The 20897-nt window shown below is 44.7% G+C and carries 9 protein-coding genes; 1 reads left to right on the top strand and 8 read right to left on the bottom strand.

Features of this window, described 5'->3' with window-relative positions; genetic code table 11:
• Window positions 1-186: 186 nt before the first annotated feature.
• The 7 genes from KSW37_RS03265 to KSW37_RS03235 all read right to left on the bottom strand — a co-directional run bounded on the left by KSW37_RS03265 (window position 187) and on the right by KSW37_RS03235 (window position 17890).
• Entirely contained in the window at window positions 187-1896 is a 1710-nt protein-coding gene (locus KSW37_RS03265; protein WP_217313305.1) for a RagB/SusD family nutrient uptake outer membrane protein, read from the bottom strand.
• A 24-nt stretch (window positions 1897-1920) separates the two neighbouring features.
• Window positions 1921-5196, bottom strand: coding sequence for a SusC/RagA family TonB-linked outer membrane protein (locus KSW37_RS03260; RefSeq protein WP_217313306.1), 3276 nt, complete (start codon window positions 5194-5196; stop codon window positions 1921-1923).
• 1009 nt (window positions 5197-6205) lie between these two features.
• Window positions 6206-7159, bottom strand: a complete 954-nt coding sequence (locus KSW37_RS03255) for an Rpn family recombination-promoting nuclease/putative transposase (protein ID WP_217313307.1) — start codon at window positions 7157-7159, stop codon at window positions 6206-6208.
• Between the two features lie 170 nt (window positions 7160-7329).
• Window positions 7330-9042, bottom strand: a complete 1713-nt coding sequence (locus KSW37_RS03250) for a DUF5123 domain-containing protein (RefSeq protein WP_217313308.1) — start codon at window positions 9040-9042, stop codon at window positions 7330-7332.
• Between the two features lie 26 nt (window positions 9043-9068).
• A complete protein-coding gene (locus tag KSW37_RS03245) occupies window positions 9069-11003 on the bottom strand; it encodes a RagB/SusD family nutrient uptake outer membrane protein (protein WP_217313309.1) in 1935 nt (644 codons plus the stop codon).
• 16 nt (window positions 11004-11019) lie between these two features.
• Window positions 11020-14265: a SusC/RagA family TonB-linked outer membrane protein gene (locus tag KSW37_RS03240; RefSeq protein WP_217313310.1), complete on the bottom strand. Its 3246-nt coding sequence runs from the start codon at window positions 14263-14265 to the stop codon at window positions 11020-11022.
• A 433-nt stretch (window positions 14266-14698) separates the two neighbouring features.
• Window positions 14699-17890 (bottom strand): pectinesterase family protein, encoded by a 3192-nt coding sequence (locus tag KSW37_RS03235; RefSeq protein WP_217313311.1) that lies wholly within the window; start codon window positions 17888-17890, stop codon window positions 14699-14701.
• 284 nt (window positions 17891-18174) lie between these two features.
• On the opposite strand from KSW37_RS03235, the gene KSW37_RS03230 reads away from it, so the two are divergent.
• Window positions 18175-18876, top strand: coding sequence for a hypothetical protein (locus KSW37_RS03230; RefSeq protein ID WP_217313312.1), 702 nt, complete (start codon window positions 18175-18177; stop codon window positions 18874-18876).
• A 78-nt stretch (window positions 18877-18954) separates the two neighbouring features.
• Here KSW37_RS03230 and KSW37_RS03225 read toward each other — a convergent pair whose 3' ends face one another.
• Window positions 18955-20772, bottom strand: coding sequence for a pectate lyase family protein (locus KSW37_RS03225; protein WP_217313313.1), 1818 nt, complete (start codon window positions 20770-20772; stop codon window positions 18955-18957).
• Window positions 20773-20897 lie beyond the last annotated feature (125 nt).

Genomic DNA, 20897 nt, shown 5'->3' with positions numbered 1-20897 from the left:
TACGACATTTTTGCTTATCACATGCAGATAGTGAATGAAAAAGTACGAAAACGATTACGTATACCTTGCCGATAGAATAAAAAAGAAAGACCGCATCCACCGGGAATTATCTCCCAAGGATACGGTCTTAAACCTAATGATTAACGTATGTCCTGATAGGTTTTCTTATCAACATAATGACTTTGATTAGTAACCAGGATTCTGGTCGGCTAATGTCAGCTGGTCATTGGCATCAATTGCAGCCTGTGGGATAGGGCGAAGAAGCTTCTTGCCGATATACTGGGCAGCCTTGTCTCCCATCTCATGGTTATACTTGGTGCAACGTGTTACCAGGGTCTGTGTTCTGCGAAGATCCATCCAACGTGCCTCATTACCGAAGTTCTCGCATGCATTCTCATCAAGGATGTCATCGATTGTGACAGTTCCTGTAAGTGCAGGAAGGCCAGCGCGCTGGTGAACCTCGTTGAGTCTTGCCAATGCCTTAGGGTTATCGCCAGCCTTCAGATAAGCCTCAGCTGCTACGAGATACATCTCTGGCAAAGTGATGATATGGATGTCGCGATAGCAGGTGTTCTTTTCTGTCTTAGCAGTCTTGCTGTCGTCAAACTTTTTGCATGGACTGGAACCATATACCAGTTGCTGGTTATCGTAATATTCCATATCTCTGCCGTCCATATTCTGTGCTTCCTTGCTCTGTGAATCCATCGGAATGCGATAGGTGTTTGCTCTGTTTGCAGGATCTATAGCCTTCCATGCTTCAAAGTCGGCATCTGTTTCATACCATGCAGAATAGTATCGCGTTACTGGCTTACCTACCAGACTCTCACCATTCTTGTACCAGGTCCAGTAACCGGTACCTGCAGCATTTCCCTTGTTTATATCTGGCAATTCCTTCATGAAGGTAGCATCGTAACGCTGGTCACCCTTCTTGAAACAATGCAAGGCATAGAGGGTTGGTACATAGCTGGAGGTTGTAGCCTTGATGTTATCCTCGTTTCCACCCAGATAGTTGCAGTAGTAACCGCTCCATTCTGTACCACCTGATGTTGTATTGTTGGCTGTAGCCAAATCATATTCCACATCCCAAAGGAACTCTTCGTTGTCATCGCCCGATCCGTCTGCCTTCCAGAGCTTGGCAAATGGGGTAGTCAGTTTTCTGCCTGCAATCACCTCATCGGCAAGAGCTGCTGCCTTGGAGAAGTAGTCTTGTTTGTTGAGGTCCCATGCTGCAGAAAGGTAGGTTTTGGCTAGGATAGCCTTGGCTGTTTCCTGGCTGATTCTGCCGCCACCCTTGGTAGCTGTAGAAGCTTGGAGCACATTCTTACTGATAACATCTTCGAGCTCGCTGATGATATAGGCGTATACATCTTCAGGAGAAGACTTCGGATATCCTGTGTCTGCTGTGGTGAGGAAGTCCTTCATGATAGGTACACCACCGAAGTTGTTTACCAGAAGATAATACTCGTAGGCTGCCAATACACGGGCTTCGCCTATCAGCTGACTTTTCGTCTTTTCATCAACTTGGGCTGTCTGTGCATAATATGACACAGAGTTGGCTGCACGTATACCTGAATAGAGGTAAGTATAGAGATTCTTGATATCCGAATTTTCTGGAGTCAAGGTCTCGTAAGTGTTCAATGCCTCGTTCATCTTGTTACGGGCATCGGCATACATGTCTGTACCTGCTGAGAAACAGCTAGTGAACAGAGGAGCTGCATAAACGTTTTGCAGATGCTGATAGGCATCATTGACGAGGTTGTTTAATCCCTCTTTTGTCGCAAAACTCTGTTTAGCAGTTACATTCGACTTGTTGCTAGCATCCAGGAAGTCGCTGCAACTTGTCATGGTTCCCATGCAGCAGGCCGCCAATGCTACGCTATATAATATCTTTTTCATAATTGTTTACTTCATTTAATGAGATTAGAACTTAAGATTTACACCAAACTGGTAGGTTACAGATGATGGACCGCCATTCTGCAGATTCTGTGATGCCCACTCTGGGTCGAAGCCCTTGTAGTTGGTGAAGCAGAATGGGTTCAGAACGTTTACATAAACACGGAGATTTCTGATACCTGCCTTGTTTACTACGCTCTTAGGCAATGTGTAACCCAGGGTAATGTTCTTAACCTTGGTGAAAGAGGTCTTCTGATACTGGAAACCTTCTCCCTTGGCTGAACCCTTGTCACCGAAGTAACCACCCATCGAAGTATCGCTGTTGTTTGGATAAGGATACTTTCCGTAGTGGGTCTCTGTGGCGGTTGTAATCTCACCTGTTGCATGATCGATGATTGGTGCTCCCTTTGGTATGTAGTAATCCAGTTGCATGTGGGCATTACCACGGTCGCCATACTTCATATACTTCTCATGGAAGTAGCTGCGTGACCAGAATCCGCTCTTTGTATAGAACATGATAGAGAAGTCGAAGCCCTTGAAGTAAACATTGGTAGTGAAACTACCTGTCCAGCGAGGATCTGTGCAGCCATAAATCTGCTTATCGTTGTCGTCAATCTTACCGTCATCGTTCCAGTCGTTTACTGCCATCTGACCTTCATACCACTTATACTTAGTGCCATACTTCTCGTAGAATTCCTTCAGGGTATAATGCTTGTCACCATTCATGGTGTGCATGGTTACACCCTTGTCGGTGATGACATCGGTATGGGTATAGTCACGGAGTACATTCAGTGGTTCGCCGATAAACCAGTTGTTGGCTACCTCATCAACCTTACCATTACTCAACTCCTTAATCTTGTTCCAGTTGCGGGCGAAGTTTACATTCGCACTCCAGGAGAAGTCTTTCTTGTTGATGATGTTAAAGTTCAAACCGAGTTCAATACCTCTGTTCTGGACAGAACCTACATTGAAGGTTGAAGTCTTCTCACCAGTTTCGATAGGCACTGAACGTGACATAATCTGACCATCAGAAAGACGGTTGTAGAAGTCGGCTGTTACATTGATGCGGTTTTTCAGGAAACTCAGGTCGAGACCTACATCAAATTCCTTTACCTTCTCCCAGATGAGTTCTGTATTTACCAATCCGTTAGGATGATAACCCTGTACCTCTTTGCCATCTATGGTTACATAAGATGGACCTGTAGCAGAAGCGATAGTTACATAGTCACCCACATTGTTGTTACCGGTAACACCATATGACAGACGGAGTTTAGCATTGTCTAACCAGTTGTTGAACTGCTTCATCCAAGCTTCATCAGAGATACGCCATGCAGCAGCTACAGAAGGGAACCAGCCCCATCGGTTGCCGTCTGCGAAGCGTGAACTGCCATCGGTACGGAGTGTAGCTGTAGCCATGTAACGGCCCTTGTAGGAATAGTTGGCACGGAAAGCGAATGACTCCAGTGATGACTCAGTATAAGAAGAGGAAAGCGTCTTGTCGCCACTGGCTGTTCCCAGATTGTGGAATGTAGTATGGTCGCTGGCGATACCCTTGCCTTCTTCATACTGGTATTCTGTATTGCTCTTGTAGAGTGAGAACAGTGCCATGGCACCAATGGTGTGGTCGCCAAATGTGCGGTTGTAGTCAAACTGGTTGTCCCACGTCCAGTCTACACGGGTTGTATTGGCAACGGATCCGAAGTTGGTCTTGTTCTTCTGGTAGTAAGTTGAACCTACGTCGTTACCCTCGTTCAGACCTGTAGCATAGAAGATGCCCTGGCGCTTGTGAGAGTAGTTAGGAGAGAAGGTGGTTGTAAACTTCAATCCCTTGATGATGTTGGCACGCAGGTAGAAGTTACCCATCAGTCGGTACATTTTGGTCTCGTTGGTGTAGTTGCCGTCATTCAAATCGATGAGCGGGTTATATGTAGATGTAAACTGTGCATCTGAACCAAAGGCTGCCTTTGCTCCCGGGTTAGGAATCAGGTTGCCATCTGCATCTGTTGGAGATACGAATGGGTTAAAATAGAATGCATTCACGTATGGAGAATAAGTTCCATCAGTACATATGTCCTGGGTGCGGCTCATTGACATGTTGGTAGAGAAACCTGCCTCGAATATCTTGGAGAGCTTGGCATCCATTGCTCCCTTGAAGTTGAAACGCTCATAGTCGTTGCCTTTGAATACGTTCTCTTCTCCCTGATAACCCATACCTACACGGTAGTTTACCTTTTCTGTAGCACCGGCAGCACTGATGAAGTGGTTTTGCTGGGCGGCAGTGCGGGTAACCATCTTCTTCCAGTCGTAACCGTCGAAACTTGGATCCATCATCAGCTCATAAAGTTTGGAGTCTTTGTAGCTGGTTGCTCCCTTGCGGGCAAGGAAGGCAGAATTCAAATCGGTATTCTTGATGATGTAATGTGGATGTCCTTCAGCATCCACACCCTTGCGGCTTGAGCCATCGTAGTTCTTTCCATCAAGCGTGGTATATCTGGCAAAACGGTAATCCATAAACTCGTTGGCATCCATAAACTCAGGCATGCGCGCCAACTTCTTGATACCATAATATCCGTCATAAGAGATGGTAGCCTTCTGTGCCTTGTCTGCACCCTTGCTGCCCTTGGTGGTAATCATGATGACACCGGCAGAGGCACGGGAACCATAGATGGCGGTAGAAGATGCATCTTTCAATACGTCGATGCGGTCGATATCATCAGGATTCAGGAAGTCCATGTTGTCGCAAACTACACCATCGATAACATACAATGGCTGTGCCTGCTTGTTGATAGAAGCCTGTCCACGAACCTGAATATTGAAGCCTGCACCTGCGCGGCTACCAGACTGGGTGATGTTGACACCAGGAACAGAACCCTGCAGAGACTCTGCAAGATTGGTAGTACCACGAGCGGCTATCTTTTCTGAGTTGACAGATGCGATAGAACCAGTTACGTCGCGTTTACGCATGGTACCATAACCAACGACAACGACCTCGTCAAGGGCTGCATTGTCATCTTCAAGTACGATGTTCCATGTTTTCTGACTTCCAACTTTTACTTTCTTAGGCTTGCAGCCGATGTAGCTGAAAGTCAAGACCGCATTAGGGTCTGCGTTCTGAATGGTAAACTTACCGTCAAGGTCGGTGATGCCACCTGCCTTACCATTCTGGTCAGTAATGGTTACACCAATCATTGGGTCGCCATTAGCATCCTTAACGGTACCTTGGATTGTTTTCTGCGCAAAAGCGAGGAAACAAACCGAACTCAAGGTCAGTGCCATGCTGGCACGTTTCAGTTGTTGATACATAACGATGTTTGTTTTGTAGGTTATTATTATATCTTGTTAAGTTTTGGTCTAATTGAACTTATTTGCGATTAGTTGTAGTCGTGTTTGATTCTCAATAGATCATAAGAAATCTTAGATTTTTGATAATAATCTTTTGATTTCTGCTACAAAAGTAGTGAAAAATCTCAAACAACGAACAAAATAATTGAAAAATCTAACGTAAACTACAATATTGCCTTTAATTGTGTAATTCAGGCTTGCAAGTGAGCCTTACGTAACGTTTAACTGAGGCTTATTTGAAGTTCAAGTGAGGCTTACTTGAACGGTTAAAGAGGCTTATTTGAAGCTCAAATGAGGCTTACTTGATGTGAGCAGGATGTCGCCGGAATTACGTCGCGACGTATCTGTTACTGCGTCGTGACGCACCGATTGCTACGTCGTGACGCCTCAGATGCTACGTCGTGACGTAATTTCGGGAACATCGGCAAGCGGAGCCGCTTACCAGGGGCGTGGTAACAGGTGGCAATAAGGTGACAATAAAAACACCCCTTATTGCCACGCGTTATTCGCTTATAATCAGATGGTTAAGTCTAAGTGTGATATTAGTGGCATTATATTTGAGAAAAAAAACTTCTGCAGAAGTCTTTCACCACAAGAAAACAAGTTAGAAATAGCATAAAGAGGATTGACTAATCAGTTATTTATAAAAAGTCAGAGGCTTCAGCTGGCTTGTAGATTCGACTGCGCTGGCTTAAAGATCCGACTGCGCTGGCTTGAAGATTCGATTGCGCTGGCTTGAAGATATGACTTCGTTGTCTCGAAGATTCGAATTCGTAAGCAGAATGAGACGGATTTGTTAGCAGAATGAAGTGGCTGAATTAGCTGGCAGAAGTGACTGAATGAGTTGACAGAAGTAGCTGAGTTAGCTGCCTGAAGTGGCTGAGTTAGTTGACTGAAGTGGCTGAAATAGCGAAAAAAAGAGGGCATGTCATCCCACTTATGACACACCCTCTCTATTATTCGTATAGTATTATTGTTTCAATTTTTTAATCTCTTCAACAGTTAATCCAGTGGATTGGGAAATGATGTCGATTGGTGTGTTGAAAGCAAGAAGTTTGAGAGCGATGTTTAGGGCTTTTTCTTTTTCCCCTTCTGCTCTTCCTTCTGCTCTTCCTTCTGCTCTTCCTTCTGCTCTTCCTTCCATTAAGCCATCTTGAAATCCCTCGTCACGGCTAGTGTCGAATAGGCTTTTCATATGTCTAACAGCTTCTAGATGTCGGTAATAAGCTTGCTTGTCTTCTTGTGAGAGTGAATCCACACGAAGTCGCTCACGTGCTTCTGGTAATCCTGCAGCAGTGGCTTCGGAGCTGATTGAGCCTGTTTTCAGAAATTCTATCCATTCGTCAAGAGGGGTAGTTGCTATCTTGTCAAAATCATTGACACGTAGTATGTAGTACTCAGGGAACAAGTCGCCAGGGCTCTTTCTAAGTTTTAAATCTTTATCCTTGATGCCAAAGAATTTCTCGTTCTGTCGGATGGAGAGTTTCAGAATGTCGTGTGGTTCGTGTTCGCCGATGAATTCGGTTTTACCATGGTACACATAATCTTTTCCTTGTCCTAGTTCGAAATAGACGATGTTAATGGAATACACCTTGCGAACCGCTTCGTATGGTTTCCCAAGACCAATATACTCTGTTATTGCCTTAGATACACCATAGAGCATGCGATGGAAATAAGTATGCTCACGACTATTTTGTACTTCAATGATGCATAACTGTTCATCCTCGCTTTCTGCCAGAATATCTACTCGGTTATATTTATCGTCTTCGTCTTCTTGGTTACTTTCGCTCTCCAGGAAGCGGTGAATCTTAAATTTCTTTCCAAGTAATGAAGACAGGAAACCCTCGAGCACAACATAGTTAGCCTTGTTGCGCAGCAGGCGTTTCATCGCCCAGTCAAATCTTATATAGTTTTCTCCGTTCATTCTCTTTTCTTTTATTTCTTAATATTACGCTGCAAAGATACGCTTTTCTTTCGTAACTTCCAAGAAATTAACAAAAAAAGTTTTGTGAGTGGTGGGGGAGAGGGAGAGAAACAAAAAAAGTGCAACGCCGATGGGGCATTGCACTTTATTTAAATATAGTTTGATTGAATTTATCTAATCCAACGTGGGTCACCTACCTTTTCCTTCTCCAAGATTGAGTTTTTGAGATAGAATTCGCCATTGGCTGCATTTTTGAACGCTGAGCCAGATGCTACTTCAAGTTTGTTAACTTCAAAAGAGTTTTTGTAGAAACTGAAGTCTGTGGTCTGGTATGTAGCTGTTGCATCAGGTTTTACTACACCATTCTTTTTAGCGTCCAAATCCCAAGCTTGGATACCTCTAGCATTTGGATTGGCTGTCTTTGCAAGGATTGTCTTATTCATCTTAATTTTAATTCCTTGTTTTGCATCTTTTGCATTGATGAAATAGCCATCTGCGCCAACTACATTGTAGAAAGTACATGCATTTATGTCTATGGTTGTAGAAGATTTCGCCTTTGATAAATCGAAGACACTACTCTTTCCAAGACTGATGTTTGAGAATGTAGAGTTAACAAACTTGATGTTGTTAATCTTGTCCATACCCTTGTTCATGCAAATGAATGCATAACCACCTGTACCATGATTATTTGAAATACAATTGTCAATGATAAGCAGGTTTACTGATTGACCAGAAGAAGCCTTGAAGTTAACAAGTGCTCTTTCCATGTTGCTGATATTGCATTCTGTGAATCCCAAAGAATCGATATCGCAAGCTTTATCTTCATTGATGAAATATTGGCAGCCTGAAATGCCTTCATCTGTGTTCTGAAGTCCATCAATATTTACGTGTTCAAAGCTGATGTAACCATGATTTCCTGCTACAGATACAGCCTTCTTTACATTCAGTGTTGCCTTTTCACCAGCTCTACCGAAGAATGAGATAGAAACACCCTCAGGGATGCTGATTGCCTTTTCTGAAGTACCCAAGTCGATAGTCTTACCTGCCGGGATACCTAATGTGATAGATACATTAGAAGCACCTTCCATCTTCTCGAATGCCTTATTAGCCCACTCTTCGATGTCTTCATTTGTGATGACTGTACGGTCTTCGTTCAATCTTACAGTGTAATCTGCAGAAGGTAATCCCTTGGCTGTCTTCACAGTCTTGGAACCACGAACTTTCTCACCATTGAGTAAGCTAAATGTATATGAACGATTTGAGTTCAAACCTGTAATTTTATACTCACCAGCTTCGCGGTCAGCATCTGTCAGAGCGATGTCCTCAGTCTGGATTTCTCCCTCGCTATCCTTATAAGTATAGCGAAGAGTGGTTACGTTAGAACCTGGAATCCATGTCAAGCGGATGTTATCGTCCAAGCGGTCTTTCTCCAAAACATCGTGAAGGATACCTGGAGTACGGAAAGAGTCGCCATCCTTATAATATACCCATTTTGATTCAGCCTTGGTTGAAGACATAGCTTTTACACGCATGTAGTACTTGGTGTATTCTTCCAGGTTGTTAATGTCAACTGGAGCAGATGTGATGCTTTTGTCTTCACCGAAGATTCTTGCGTTCTCACCTCCCATAGGTACGTCATCATAAAGAGAGTCTGTGCTCAACTCTACGATGTAGTATTCTGTGTTCTTGTCATAAGCAGAGAAGTTGATTGCAATCTTGGTTGGTTGGTCGTCATCTGTGTCAACAGACAAAGCAGAACTCTTGACACCAAACAAGCGGTCGTGAGCACTGTCAACTTCCCAGTCGTTCTTATCTGTACAAGAAACCATTGGAGTCATGGCCAAGAAGGCCAATGACATTCCAAATATATTCTTTATTTTCATCTTGTTTCTATTATTAACAGTTCGTACTAATCGTTATAGCCATAAGAATTGTACAAATGACCATTTGATGCAGAGATTGTGGTAGATGCAATAGGCATGAGGTATCTGTTCTTAACAGGTACATTGTCGCCTACAAGACCACTGCTGATAGAAGGCAAGTTAGTGTTTACCTGAGTATCCTTGCCGCTTGTCAAGCTAGACTTGCCAAAGCTATCTGCACTACCAGTAAAGTCTGATTCAGACTCATCTCCGGCGAGACCATACCAAGTTACACTGCTCATGTCAATCTTGGTCTTTGTGTCATCAGTATAGTTGAAGTAAATCTTCTCCTGATATTTCTTGTCAGTCAAGTCCTGGATATAAGTATCCTTGAACTCCTGAATCTTCTGAGCCAAGAGATTCCAGCGAATCAAATCCCATTTGCGGTAACCTTCTCCAGCAAACTCCCAAGCGTTCTCCTGTACGATTGCTTCGAACAGACCTTCCTTGGTTTTAGGAATGTTGTTGATGTAGTGGTTTGCCAAAGCCTTGTCGCTGAAAGCACGGTCGTGTACTTCTGCAAGAGCCTGAAGTGCAGTCATACCTGCGTCACCATCATAACGACCTGTAGGACCAGCCAACTCGTTCATAACCTCAGCGTACCAAAGCAGAATCTGAGAGTAGCGCATCACGACAGGGTTAATACCTGTGGTGTGCTTAGCTGTTGCCTTCAAGTTGTCTGCCAACCACTTGTCGTTCATCTTGCGAGCATCCCACTTACCGCAATAAAGACCAAATGGAGCGTTGCCAAGCATGCTCTCTACAGTCTTCTTACCATCCTGCTTAATCTCGAATGCTGCTACTGTAACGTCACGACGCTGGTCTGCCTTGTCGTAAGAGTAGAGGAGAGGCGCTGTCAACTTCAATTTACCAGTAGAGTTACCATAACCATATTCTGTAGTAACGCCATTCAAGCGTACACCAACTGTATAACCCAACTCACCAGTAACATTGCTACCCATAGGTATCTCGAAGAGGTTTTCCTGATAGGTCTTGTCGAGAGTCAGCTGGTTCAAGAGATACCATTCATTTTCGAATGATGGATTCAATTTGTGTGAACCACTCTTGATGATAGCACTGAGATGCTTGAGTGCAATCTCATACAGTTCCTTACACTTAGCGGCACCTGGACGCTGTGTAGGGTAGGTTGCGTCTGTGTAAGTTGCAGTCTCGTAGCCTTCCTTCGCTTTTTCGCGGATAGCATATCCTGCACGTGTCAAGGCAATCTGTGCCAAGAGACCATGTGCATAACCCTTAGTTGCATGCTCTGTAGTGTATCCTTCTTGACCTGCCCAAGGAAGAAGTTCGATGGCTTCATCAAGATTTACCATTAAGCTGTCAAGGATGCTGTCGCGATCCATTTTATAAAGGTATGCATTGGAAAGGTCTGATTTTGATGACTCTGCCTTGAAAGGTACGTCACCGAAGAAACGTACCAGGTCGAGATAGCACTGTGCACGGAGTGTTAAAGCCTCACCGAGATAGCGTCCCATTGTTGCTTTGTCTGACTTGCTACCATTCTGGTACAGGTCGCTGTTATTTACGCCATCAACAACGTCGTTTGCGTCTTCAATAACACCATAGAGTGCATCCCACACGCCAGAAATCTTAGACCATCCTGGATCGGCATTGTAGTTCATGTTACCACGCTCACTTGTAGCGTTAGTAGCGTCACTTCCAAGACCATCCACCAATTCGATGTCGCTGTTCAGATTCCATACGATGGCGAGGTCCTGAGAGTATGTACGGTCTTGAGTCAAACCGCCATATATCTTGTTTACTCGTAAGCCTGTGTAGTAGGTAGAACCATATACATTAGAGTTCTCCAACTCAGAAGGTGACTTCTGATCAAGGAAGTCTGAGCAAGAAACCAATGTTGCAGCTCCCAAAGCTACCAAGACTTTTGAAAATATCTTGTTCATGTTCTTTGTTACTTTTTTAGAATGTTACATTAATACCACCTACAAATGTACGGCTCTTAGGGTATGCTGCGTAGTCGATACCTGGAGTCATAGGATTCTTTTTGCTGCTTGTGTCAACTTCAGGGTCGTAACCCTTATAGCTTGTCATGCAAAGCAAGTTGTAGCCGGTGAAGTAGATACGTACGTTGCTGATGAAGATGTTCTTCAACCAGGTCTTTGGCAATGTGTAGCCAATAGTTACGTTCTGCAAACGCAGGAATGAAGCGTCTTCTACAGCATAATCAGTCAACTGCATGGCTGTAACGGCAGCTGGATTGTAGATGCTCTTGCCCTGGTTCAACTCGTTCAAGCGAGCCATAACTTCTTCTGTGCCACCATATGTTGTGATGGTTGAAGTAGAAATCTTACCAAGGTTCAAACCATTGTTAGGGTCAATCCATGTGTAACGTTTGTCGAGGGTAAAGTCATCTACAAGGTTGTACTTCTTGTTAGAACCTGAATAGAAGGCGTTAGCCAGCTTGGTTCCGTTTACAATCTTGTTGCCAAGAGAGTAGTTGAAGAACACATTGAAGTCGAAGTTGCCTACGTGACCGTCGAAACCGAAACCACCAGTTGTTGTAGGAACGGTATTTCCAAGGCGCTGCTTGATAGGATTACCATTTTCGTCGCACTGTACCTTAGGACCACCAGGGTAGTAGGTACCGCCAAAGATGTCCTTGCTCTTGTCTTTTACGCCATCAGCCAATTCCCACTTACCCTTAGCATTGAGAACCAAGTCGCCAGTGCCTGTAGCTGGGTCGTATACTGTATAGTAACCATTCATCTTGTAACCCCAGAGCTCACCAAGTCGGCCGCCCTGTTCTACACGGAAGTCTTCATACTTAGAGATGGTAGAACCACTCCAGTTGCTGCTCTGCCATGGATTCTCAAGATTCAACTCGTCAATCTTGTTCTTGTTGTAAGAAACATTGAAGTTGAAGTTCAAACCAAACTTCTTCTTGTCTACGATGACAGCATTGAGTGCTAACTCGACACCTTTGTTAGAAGTTTTACCAAAGTTCTGGAACTGGTAGCTATAACCTGTGTTTGATGGAATCAAAGTCTGCATCAAGAGGTCCTTAGTGGTATTCCAGTAGAAATCCAAAGTACCGCTGATACGTCCGTTAAAGAAACCATAGTCGATACCGAAGTTACGGGTAACAGTTGTTTCCCACTTCAGGTTAGGGTTATAGAGATAAGTTCCATGCTCCAACATTGAACCACGATTCTCATCAAAGAATGGAACCTTTGATGTGTTGCTAGCCATAGAGTATACGGTAGAAATCAAACCGGAATTGATACGGTTGTTACCGGCAGTACCGAAACTCAAGCGAGCTTTCAAGTTAGAGAGCCACTTAGAAGCACCTTTCAGGAATGATTCGTCAGACATACGCCATGCCAAGGCTAAAGATGGGAATACACCCCACTGGTTGCCGCTGCCAAACTTACTAGAGCCATCAGCACGCATAGTGAATGTTGCCAGATACTTATCATTCAATGTATAATTGATACGACCGAAGTATGAGAGGATGTTCTCATCGGCAGCGATAGTTCCTTCGTTTGGAAGGGCAGTACCTGCACCTGTATTTGACAAAACGTCATCAATACCAAAAGATGCTGGGTAAGCAACAGATATGGCATTTCTTGTAGTCTGCTCGCTGCTGCTCCATTCCTGACCCAACAATACGTTGATATGGTCACGGCCTCCGAAAAGCTTGCTGTTATCGTAAGTGATAGTGTTGGCATTGCGCCAGTTCTTCTTGCTTACCTTAGTAAACACAGCTTGTGGCTGACCATTGTAGCCGTACTTTGAATTGGTTGTGGCATTAGAACCCCAAACCTGATCGGTATTGTTGTAATCCCAGCGATACCCAAATTCTGAGCGTAAGGTGATATTCTTGAAAGGCTTCCAGTTCAAACCTACGTTGTAGTTCTGCTGGAAACGCTCCTGATACTTATAAGAATCATAAATACGCTCGATAGGATTGCGTTCTACTGATGTTGAGTTCTCCTCGTCCTCATCGCTGTCTGTAAGAGGATATACTGGCCAGAACTTTACGGTATTGGCAACGATAGAGTTGGCTGCGTTGCTTTCATTTGTGTCAGCACCACCATTCAGACCATCAAGTTTGGTGAATGCCATACGAGCATTGAAGTCGAGTGACAACCACTTGTTCAGGTTGGCGTTGAGTTTTGCGTTAACGTTGTTCTTTGCATAACCAGAACCAAGCATGATACTCTTCTCGTCGTTATGAGAGAAGCCAATGTTATACTTGATATCCTTAGTACCACCGCTAACGCTTACATTATACTGCTTTTGGTTACCAGTACGACCGAATACTTCGTCCTGATAGTCTGTACCTTCTACAGACTTCCAGATATCGAGGTCGCTGTAGTTACCATAGTTTGTTGCACCAACTTCATAAAGAGAGTATGCAAAGTTATAAGGATCAAGAGTCTTGATCAACTTTGTAACCTTCTTGTAGCCGAGAGAAGCATTAAAGTTTACCTGAGTTTTACCCTCAGTTCCGCTCTTGGTTGTTACGATGATAACACCGTTGGCACCACGGGCACCATAGATGGCTGTAGAAGAAGCATCCTTCAATACGTCGATGCTCTGAATTTCGCTAGGAGCGATGTCGCTGATTGAGCTAACTGGGAAACCATCAACGATGTAGAGTGGAGAGTTGTCCTGAGAAAGGGAACCACCACCACGCACGCGAATCTTCACGTCAGCATCTGGTGAACCTTCAGTGGTAGTGATGTTTACACCAGCCATCTTACCGGTCATCGCCTCGCTTACGTTAGAAACTGGAATGTTGGCAATCTGCTTGTCGCTGATAGAAGATACAGAACCTGTGAGGTCTTTCTTTCTAACAGTACCATAACCGATTACTACGACATCGTTGAGGGTGGTGTTGTCATCCTCAAGCTTTACATCGATTGATTCTTTACCTGCAACGCTTACTTCCTTAGCTTTCATACCAATGTATGAAATCTTCAGTTTCTTGCTTTTGCCTTTTAAGTTTACTGTGAAGTTACCGTCAATGTCGGTCACGCCACCATTGCCAGCTACACCTACCTCCATGACAGATGCGCCGATGATTGGCTCGCCCGTATTGTCAGTAACAACGCCTTTTACTGTTTGTGCAGATACACTTGTTACTACGAACATCAGTGCGCCTGCCAAAGCAATTTTCTTTTTTCTAAAATTACCAGACATACACTTTAGGTTTAGATAAAACTTATTCTAAATTACTAATTTTCTAATGTTTTTTCTTAATGTTTTTAAGTAGAATCCCAATCCTCAGCAGTTGTTTGCTGAAGGCTGTTTCTTTCGGAGACCGAAGGCTCCGGTGGGGCAACCTGGATGCGTAGCGTGAGCTAAGTCTTGGTTTTCTTGCTGCAAAATTAGATAAAAAATATGAGAATCGGGGTATGTTGGGGGTAAAAAAAACACGTAAACGTTTACAGGTTTTTGCGTAAATGCTCTGTTTTTTACATTTCGACGGTCTGTTTTTTCTGTTCCCGTTTCTGCTGTTTCAGAAGCTGAGGGAGCAAAAAAAGTGCAATATCCGGCACCCTTCTGTAAGAGGATGGGGATATTGCACTCCGAAAGTTATCTGTCAATCTAATTACTTATGGTCTCTGTTTCTTTACTTTACGATGACCTTGCTTGTCTTCTTGCTGCCATCTGCCAGGGTCTTCACTATGATGTTGATACCCTTCTGAAGATTTGAGAGCTGGGTGCCGTCGGCTGCGAAGATGGCGGTCTTGATGACTGCTGCATCTGTAGCTGAGGCGATGTTGTGGATGCCGGTGCTTACTGAATTGGCTGTTGCACCGAAACCACCCATCTGGTTGGCTGCACGTACGGTGAATGAACCCTTCTCGCCGTTGAGGTTTACTGACTTCTCTGTGGTCAGGGCAAAGAACTTGCCGTCTTTTGCTACGAGATACATCTGGGCATCACCTGTCCATGAAAGCTTGTCGTTGCTCAATGTAGCCGCTGTCGCTGTGGTCTGAGAAGCGAGGTCGGCAGGCTTCCAGTTGGTAAATACCTTGTCGAGGCTGAACTCGGCTGCTTTCTCTGCAGTGATGATGGTGTTGTACTCGCTTACTTCCTTATCCTTGGTAAACTTCACGATGTTCTCGGCTGGAGAAATCACCTTACCGTCTTCATCAAGAGTGTTGTACTCGAAGAAGTTCTTGGCAACTACGTTCATACCACCTGTTGTCCAGCGGGTAGAAGCAATCTTGGCTGCTGCGTTCTTGTCGAGGATGGTGTTGAGGAATGCACAGTTGGCTGTACCGCCCCAAGAGCGACCGAAAGTAAAGCTGTCTGTAGCTGAACCTACAATCTTGCAGCCGTCGAATACGTAACCATACTTGGTGCCGTCTGTATAAGGAGCTGTGATGTATGAACCCTTACCTGGTTCCAATGTCAAGGTACACTTGTTGAAGAATGCATCACCACCGCCGCAGATGAAGTCTACGATTCCGTGGATATCTGAACCTTCGAAGTAGTACTGACCATTATTGTTGTTGCTGTAGTAAGTGTCCTGATAAGAAAGCATCTTCACATTCTTGCAGATGGTCTGTGTACCCTTGTCCTGGAGGCAGACTGCACGACCGGTGCTCTTGTCGAATGGATAAGCATTCTTCAGGGTGAGATCCTGCATGTAGAGACCAGTGCTGGTATTGAACAATGTTGCAGTAACACCGATTCCCTCTACCTCTGGCTTGTTCACGATGATGGTGTTGTCCATGCTCTCGCCGATGATAGAGATGTTGTTACCGCTGATTGGGGTAAGACACTTGTCGCCGAGGTCGTATGTGCCGTCAGGCAAGAAGATGTATGTGCGGGCAGCGTTGGCTGCTGCATTGTTGCCGTTCGCAATTTCGAGGGCTGTGATGAAGCTCTGTGCATCGCCAGCCTTTACCTCCATCCAGTTGCCGTTCTGTGTGTAAGCAGGAGTTGTCATGTTTACGATGCTGAGGCTGTGGATGTAAGTATCTGCATCGAAAGTGAGGGTATATTCTCCGCTCTCGGTAGATTCGTTCTGGAGGATGCCGAGGTTGCCGTCCTTGGTAGCCTTTGCATTAATAGAACTTACTTCATTTCCCTTAGGATCGAGGAGGGTAATCTTGCCCGACTTAGAATACTGGCAGAGATTCATCTTGATGTAACCCTTGCCGCCCATCTTAACCTTGATCTTGTCGGTAGCTTCGAAGCTCCAGCCGTGTGTGGCATCATGCCATTTTCCGTTGCCTTCTACCGAGATTGCCTCGTGGTCGTTGATGTCGAAACCTTCCTTCTGGAAGTCGTAGTCGTAGCGTGCTGTTCCGTTTACGGTCTCAATATCTGTAACGAGTGCATAGAGGTTAGCATCTGCTGTGATGACAGAAGAGGCGGTGAACTTCTTGCTGTCTTTCTTCAATTCGCCAGCCCAGCCACGGAATTTCTTACCTTCGGATACGGTTACCTTCTCTTCCATGCCTTCTGCAAATTTTTCGATGTTTGCATCCTGCTCCACCTTCTGGGTTCCGAGCACTGTTGTGCCGTCTATATTATAATAGGTGAGGGTGAAGTCTGGCTTGAAGGCTACGGTGAGTTCGTAAGTTACCTCATCTCCCTTAGATTCTACAACGATGGTTACCACAGTCTTCTGGTCTGCACCTTCGCCGGTGGTAGTGTATGTTGTGCTCTTGATGGTTCCGTTTGCAGCAACGAGATCTTTCAGCGGATTGGTCTCGCTGATGAGGTTTGCCTTCTTTGAAACGAGGAGGGTAGCGAGCTGCTTGCCTGATGCGTCTTCATTGAAGATGTCAACGGCTGAATACTTGGTGCCGTTGAGGCTGAAAGTACCCAGCATTGGAGTCTTGCTCATATCTACGTTTCCGTAGATGGCGAGGTCGGTAACGTAAGCGTTCTGGTTGAGGGCGAAGTTTTCGAACTTGATCTGGCAGTTGGTGCGGTTTACGTCGAGTGTCAGATCTTCACCGCTTGCGGTTACAATTGATACGTTGTGGATGGTTACCCAGTCAGCATCGCCGTCGCCCTTTACGGATACCTTGATACCACGTTTGCCACCTGTAGCTGCCTGATGGAGCATAATCTTTGTGATGTTAGCCAATGGAGAGGTTACTGCGCTTGGTTCTGCATCCTTGTATTGGTTTGTATACTTAGCAGTAATCATATATCCTGTACGGTCGGAGAACTTTGCCTGATTTCCCTGAGGGTCAACACCCACTCCATTGAATGTAAAGGTAAATGCCTCCTTGCTGTAAAGGGTTTTGAGATTTACCACTACGCCCGTAGCTTTTGTGTTGTCAATTTTTTCCCAGTTTGTGAAGTCGGTAGTGTAGAGTGCCTTTTCCTGGATGGCGCTTACGTGTACCACCTTAACCTGATAGAGGTAGCAGCCGCCTATAGCAACAACTTCTACATATCCCTTAGCCACTTCGGCAGATGTTGCGTTGTATTCTGTTACGTCTTCAGTAGCTGCCTTTCCGCCTACGGTGAGGTTGTGGTAGTTTGGGTAACTTGTTACGGTTACAACATCATTTGCTGATTTTACTGGAATCTGCAGGATGGTTCCTGCGTTAAACTGTGCATCTGATGTTCTGCCCTTCAACTTACCCTGTGTAGCGTTGACGTGCATGGTGATGCCTTCTACGGTAGAAGCGAGGTCGCCCTCCTTACCTTGGAAGTTTGCTGCAGTGTTGATACCTTCAGGAAGATTGTTCTGAAAGTCCCAAACAGCAGTGACATTTTGTGCCTTTGCAATAAAAGCAAAGACAAGCAACAGGCTGAGAAGCCCCAATCTGAGTAGATTCTTTTTCATTTGTTTGCCTTTTAGGTTGTTATACTTATTATTTATACTTTCTATCTTTAAGATTGTAAGTGCAAAAATACACTTATTATTTTTATTTAAGGTGTTTTTGTTTTTGTTTTGTTCTAAAAGTTACGCAAACGTTTTCGTAGTTTTAGTTCATTTTGGTTCACATTTTTCTGAGATTCTCAAAATGATTTGTTATTTTTGCCACCGAAAAGAACTAGCAAATGAATTAAACTGCAATACAGTTATTCGTCAACTAAATTTAATTTATAAACTTAAAATAAACGATTATGAAGAAATTCTTTACTCTTATTGCAGCTGTCGCCATGGCAGCAAGTATGAACGCTCAAGGCACTTATGCAGTGCAGGTGGGTGACAAGGTAAATGCTGGTGATAAGATTACATCAGTAGAAAACATCACTTTGACTTATATGGAAAAAGCTGGTGTTGCTTTCGCTGATGGTAAGTCTACTGATAACTGGGCTGAAGCTGCTTTTACTGCTTATGTATGTGGTAAGAACAATGGTAAGTTGGTGAATAAAGCCGAGCCAACAGGTTGTGTTTATAAGTTAGATCCAGTAAAGGCTGGTTCTGTAACTGTTGGTGTACAGTTGGGTGGAAACAAGGGTTTTCATATTTTGGATGCGAATTTTGATGAGGTGGCTCCTGATTCTTACAATTTGCCTAGTGAAAAGGGTGGTGATTCTCAGAAGTTCACACAGAATGACAAGGGTGAGAACATCATTGATGCTAAGTCTAATGGTATTGTAACCTTCGATGTTGCTGCTGGTGGTACTTACTATGTGCTTGCTGCAGGTACTAAAATGGGTTTCTATGGCTTTAAGTATAAGGTTGGCACATCAACCGGCATTTCTTCTGTAAACGCTGCCGCAGCCAAGAAGAATGGTAAGACCTACAACATGGCTGGTCAGGAGGTTTCTTCTTCTGCAAAGGGCTTGGTAATCAAGAACGGTAAGAAGTATGTAAAGTAACAGATTGTGTAAACAGATAAAACTAAAGGGCATTCCCAAATGGAGGGAATGCCCTTTTTGTTTATAAGAGTTTTTTGTTTATTCCTTTATTACCTTATCCGTTACGGTCTTTCCGTTCTTAAACAACATCTTGCGGACGTTGATTCCTTTTTGAGGAGCAGAAAGGAGGGTGCCGTTGAGGCTGTAATACGTTACTTTGACCAGCTCACTTGGATTGGAACCGGTGATTTGTGAGATGCCTGTAGGATTCTTCCATGCAGGATAGTATTCATCTACTTTGTTCTCGGCATCAGCATTGCCCTGCTTCATGATGTCCTCAACCAGCGAATTGGCGTAAACCTCAAGGTTGGTGTAGTACTCCTTGCTGTCAAGCGAGTAGGTGAGGGCATCTGTGGCGTCGTTTGGATCCAGACCATTGGCTGTCTCCCATGAATCTGGGATTCCGTCCTTATCGGTGTCGAAGTCGGCAGGGCGAGTAGCGGTGCCGAAGTTAGCCTCGGTGTAACCGTTTACATCTGCCACCTTGTCGATGATGCCAGGTGATTGGGTAATGCTTCCCTTATACTTGGCTGTTCCGGTCTTAGCCTCTTCCATGTAGCGCGCATCAATCTCATCGCGGTAGAGTGAGGCGCCGCTGTACGACAATACCTTGTTGAAGGATTCGGCAGCAGAGTGGGTAGTAACCTCTCCTGTAGGAGCCGGTTCGTCCATCTTGATCTTGACACAGGAAACTCCGTTGATGGTCTTATGTTCTACTGCATCACCATAAAGATTCTTCTTGTCGGCTGAATAAATCTCATCATTGTATGTATAAGTACCCTTGTCGTAGCTTACGCCCTTCCAGTCTTTGTTCTTTGTAACAGATCCTTTGGTGGTTTCCGTGGTGTTGCCATTGATAAAGTATCTGCTGGTCATTTCGTAAAACTCAGGATGATTCTTGTCAGAATTACTGCTGGTTGATACGGTTACCAGAGTGATACGTTCCTGGCTGCCACGTTCCTTGCCTGTGCTTACATCTACCTTGAGACCATTCAGAGTAGTTCCTTTAAGTCCCTGGCTAGGTCCAGCCTTGTAGTAATTGTTCACGATGTTAATCTGTCCGCCGCCCGGACCTCCGTAGCAGGTGCCCTGCGCATTATACATTACGCAGTTGCGGAAGTCTACGTTTTCAGCCTGCACTGTGTTCTTCCACTGGTAGGTTGAATAATTCTTGTTGCTGGTGTAGCCTGTCCATCCGTATCTTGCACCATTAAAACGCGGACCGCGGTTCATGAGATGACCTATGAAGTTGTGGTGGAAGCTGGCTAGCTTACCGCCCCAGATGCCTCCGTAACCATGTGCACCCTTAGAGTGACCCGGATTGGTGAGACTTTCGGCAACGGTACACCACTGCATGGTGAAATTGTTGTTGTCGTAGAATGAAGCCACCTCATCGATGCTCCAGCTGAAGGAACAGTGGTCGAAGATGATGCCGGTCTTGTTGCGCTGCCAGGTAGCATCCGCACCGTCATTGATGTTCTTTTCCTCTCCGCGGCGTATGCGGAGGAAACGGATGATGTTGTTGTTGCCCGGTTGAACGGTGTAATATCTGAGGGTGATGCCCGGAGATGGGGCAGTCTGTCCGAGGATGGTGATGTTGTCACCTATCTTGAGATCAGACTTCAGGGCGATGACGCCAGCCACATCGAAGACGATGATTCTCTTCCCCGTTTTGACAGCCTCTCTGAAAGAACCTGTTCCGCTGTCGTTGAGATTGGTTACGTGTACTACTTTTCCGCCTCTTCCGCCGGTTACGTATCTTCCGTGACCTTCTGCGCCCGGAAAGGCTGGAGTTTGTGCCAAAGCAGCAGCACTCATGAGTGCTGCTGCCATTGTTATGAATATTTTCTTTTCCATCGGTGAATTCTGTTTATAGTTAATAGTTTACAGTTAATAGTTTATATGGGCAATCTTGCTATACGGCAAAGCCGCTATAAACTTTAAACTATTAACTATTAACTGTAAACTTTAAACTATTAACT

Origin of the sequence: Segatella copri (assembly GCF_019127135.1) — a bacterium.
Classification (GTDB): Bacteria; Bacteroidota; Bacteroidia; order Bacteroidales; family Bacteroidaceae; genus Prevotella.
This window is presented reverse-complemented; position numbering and strand designations above follow the sequence as displayed.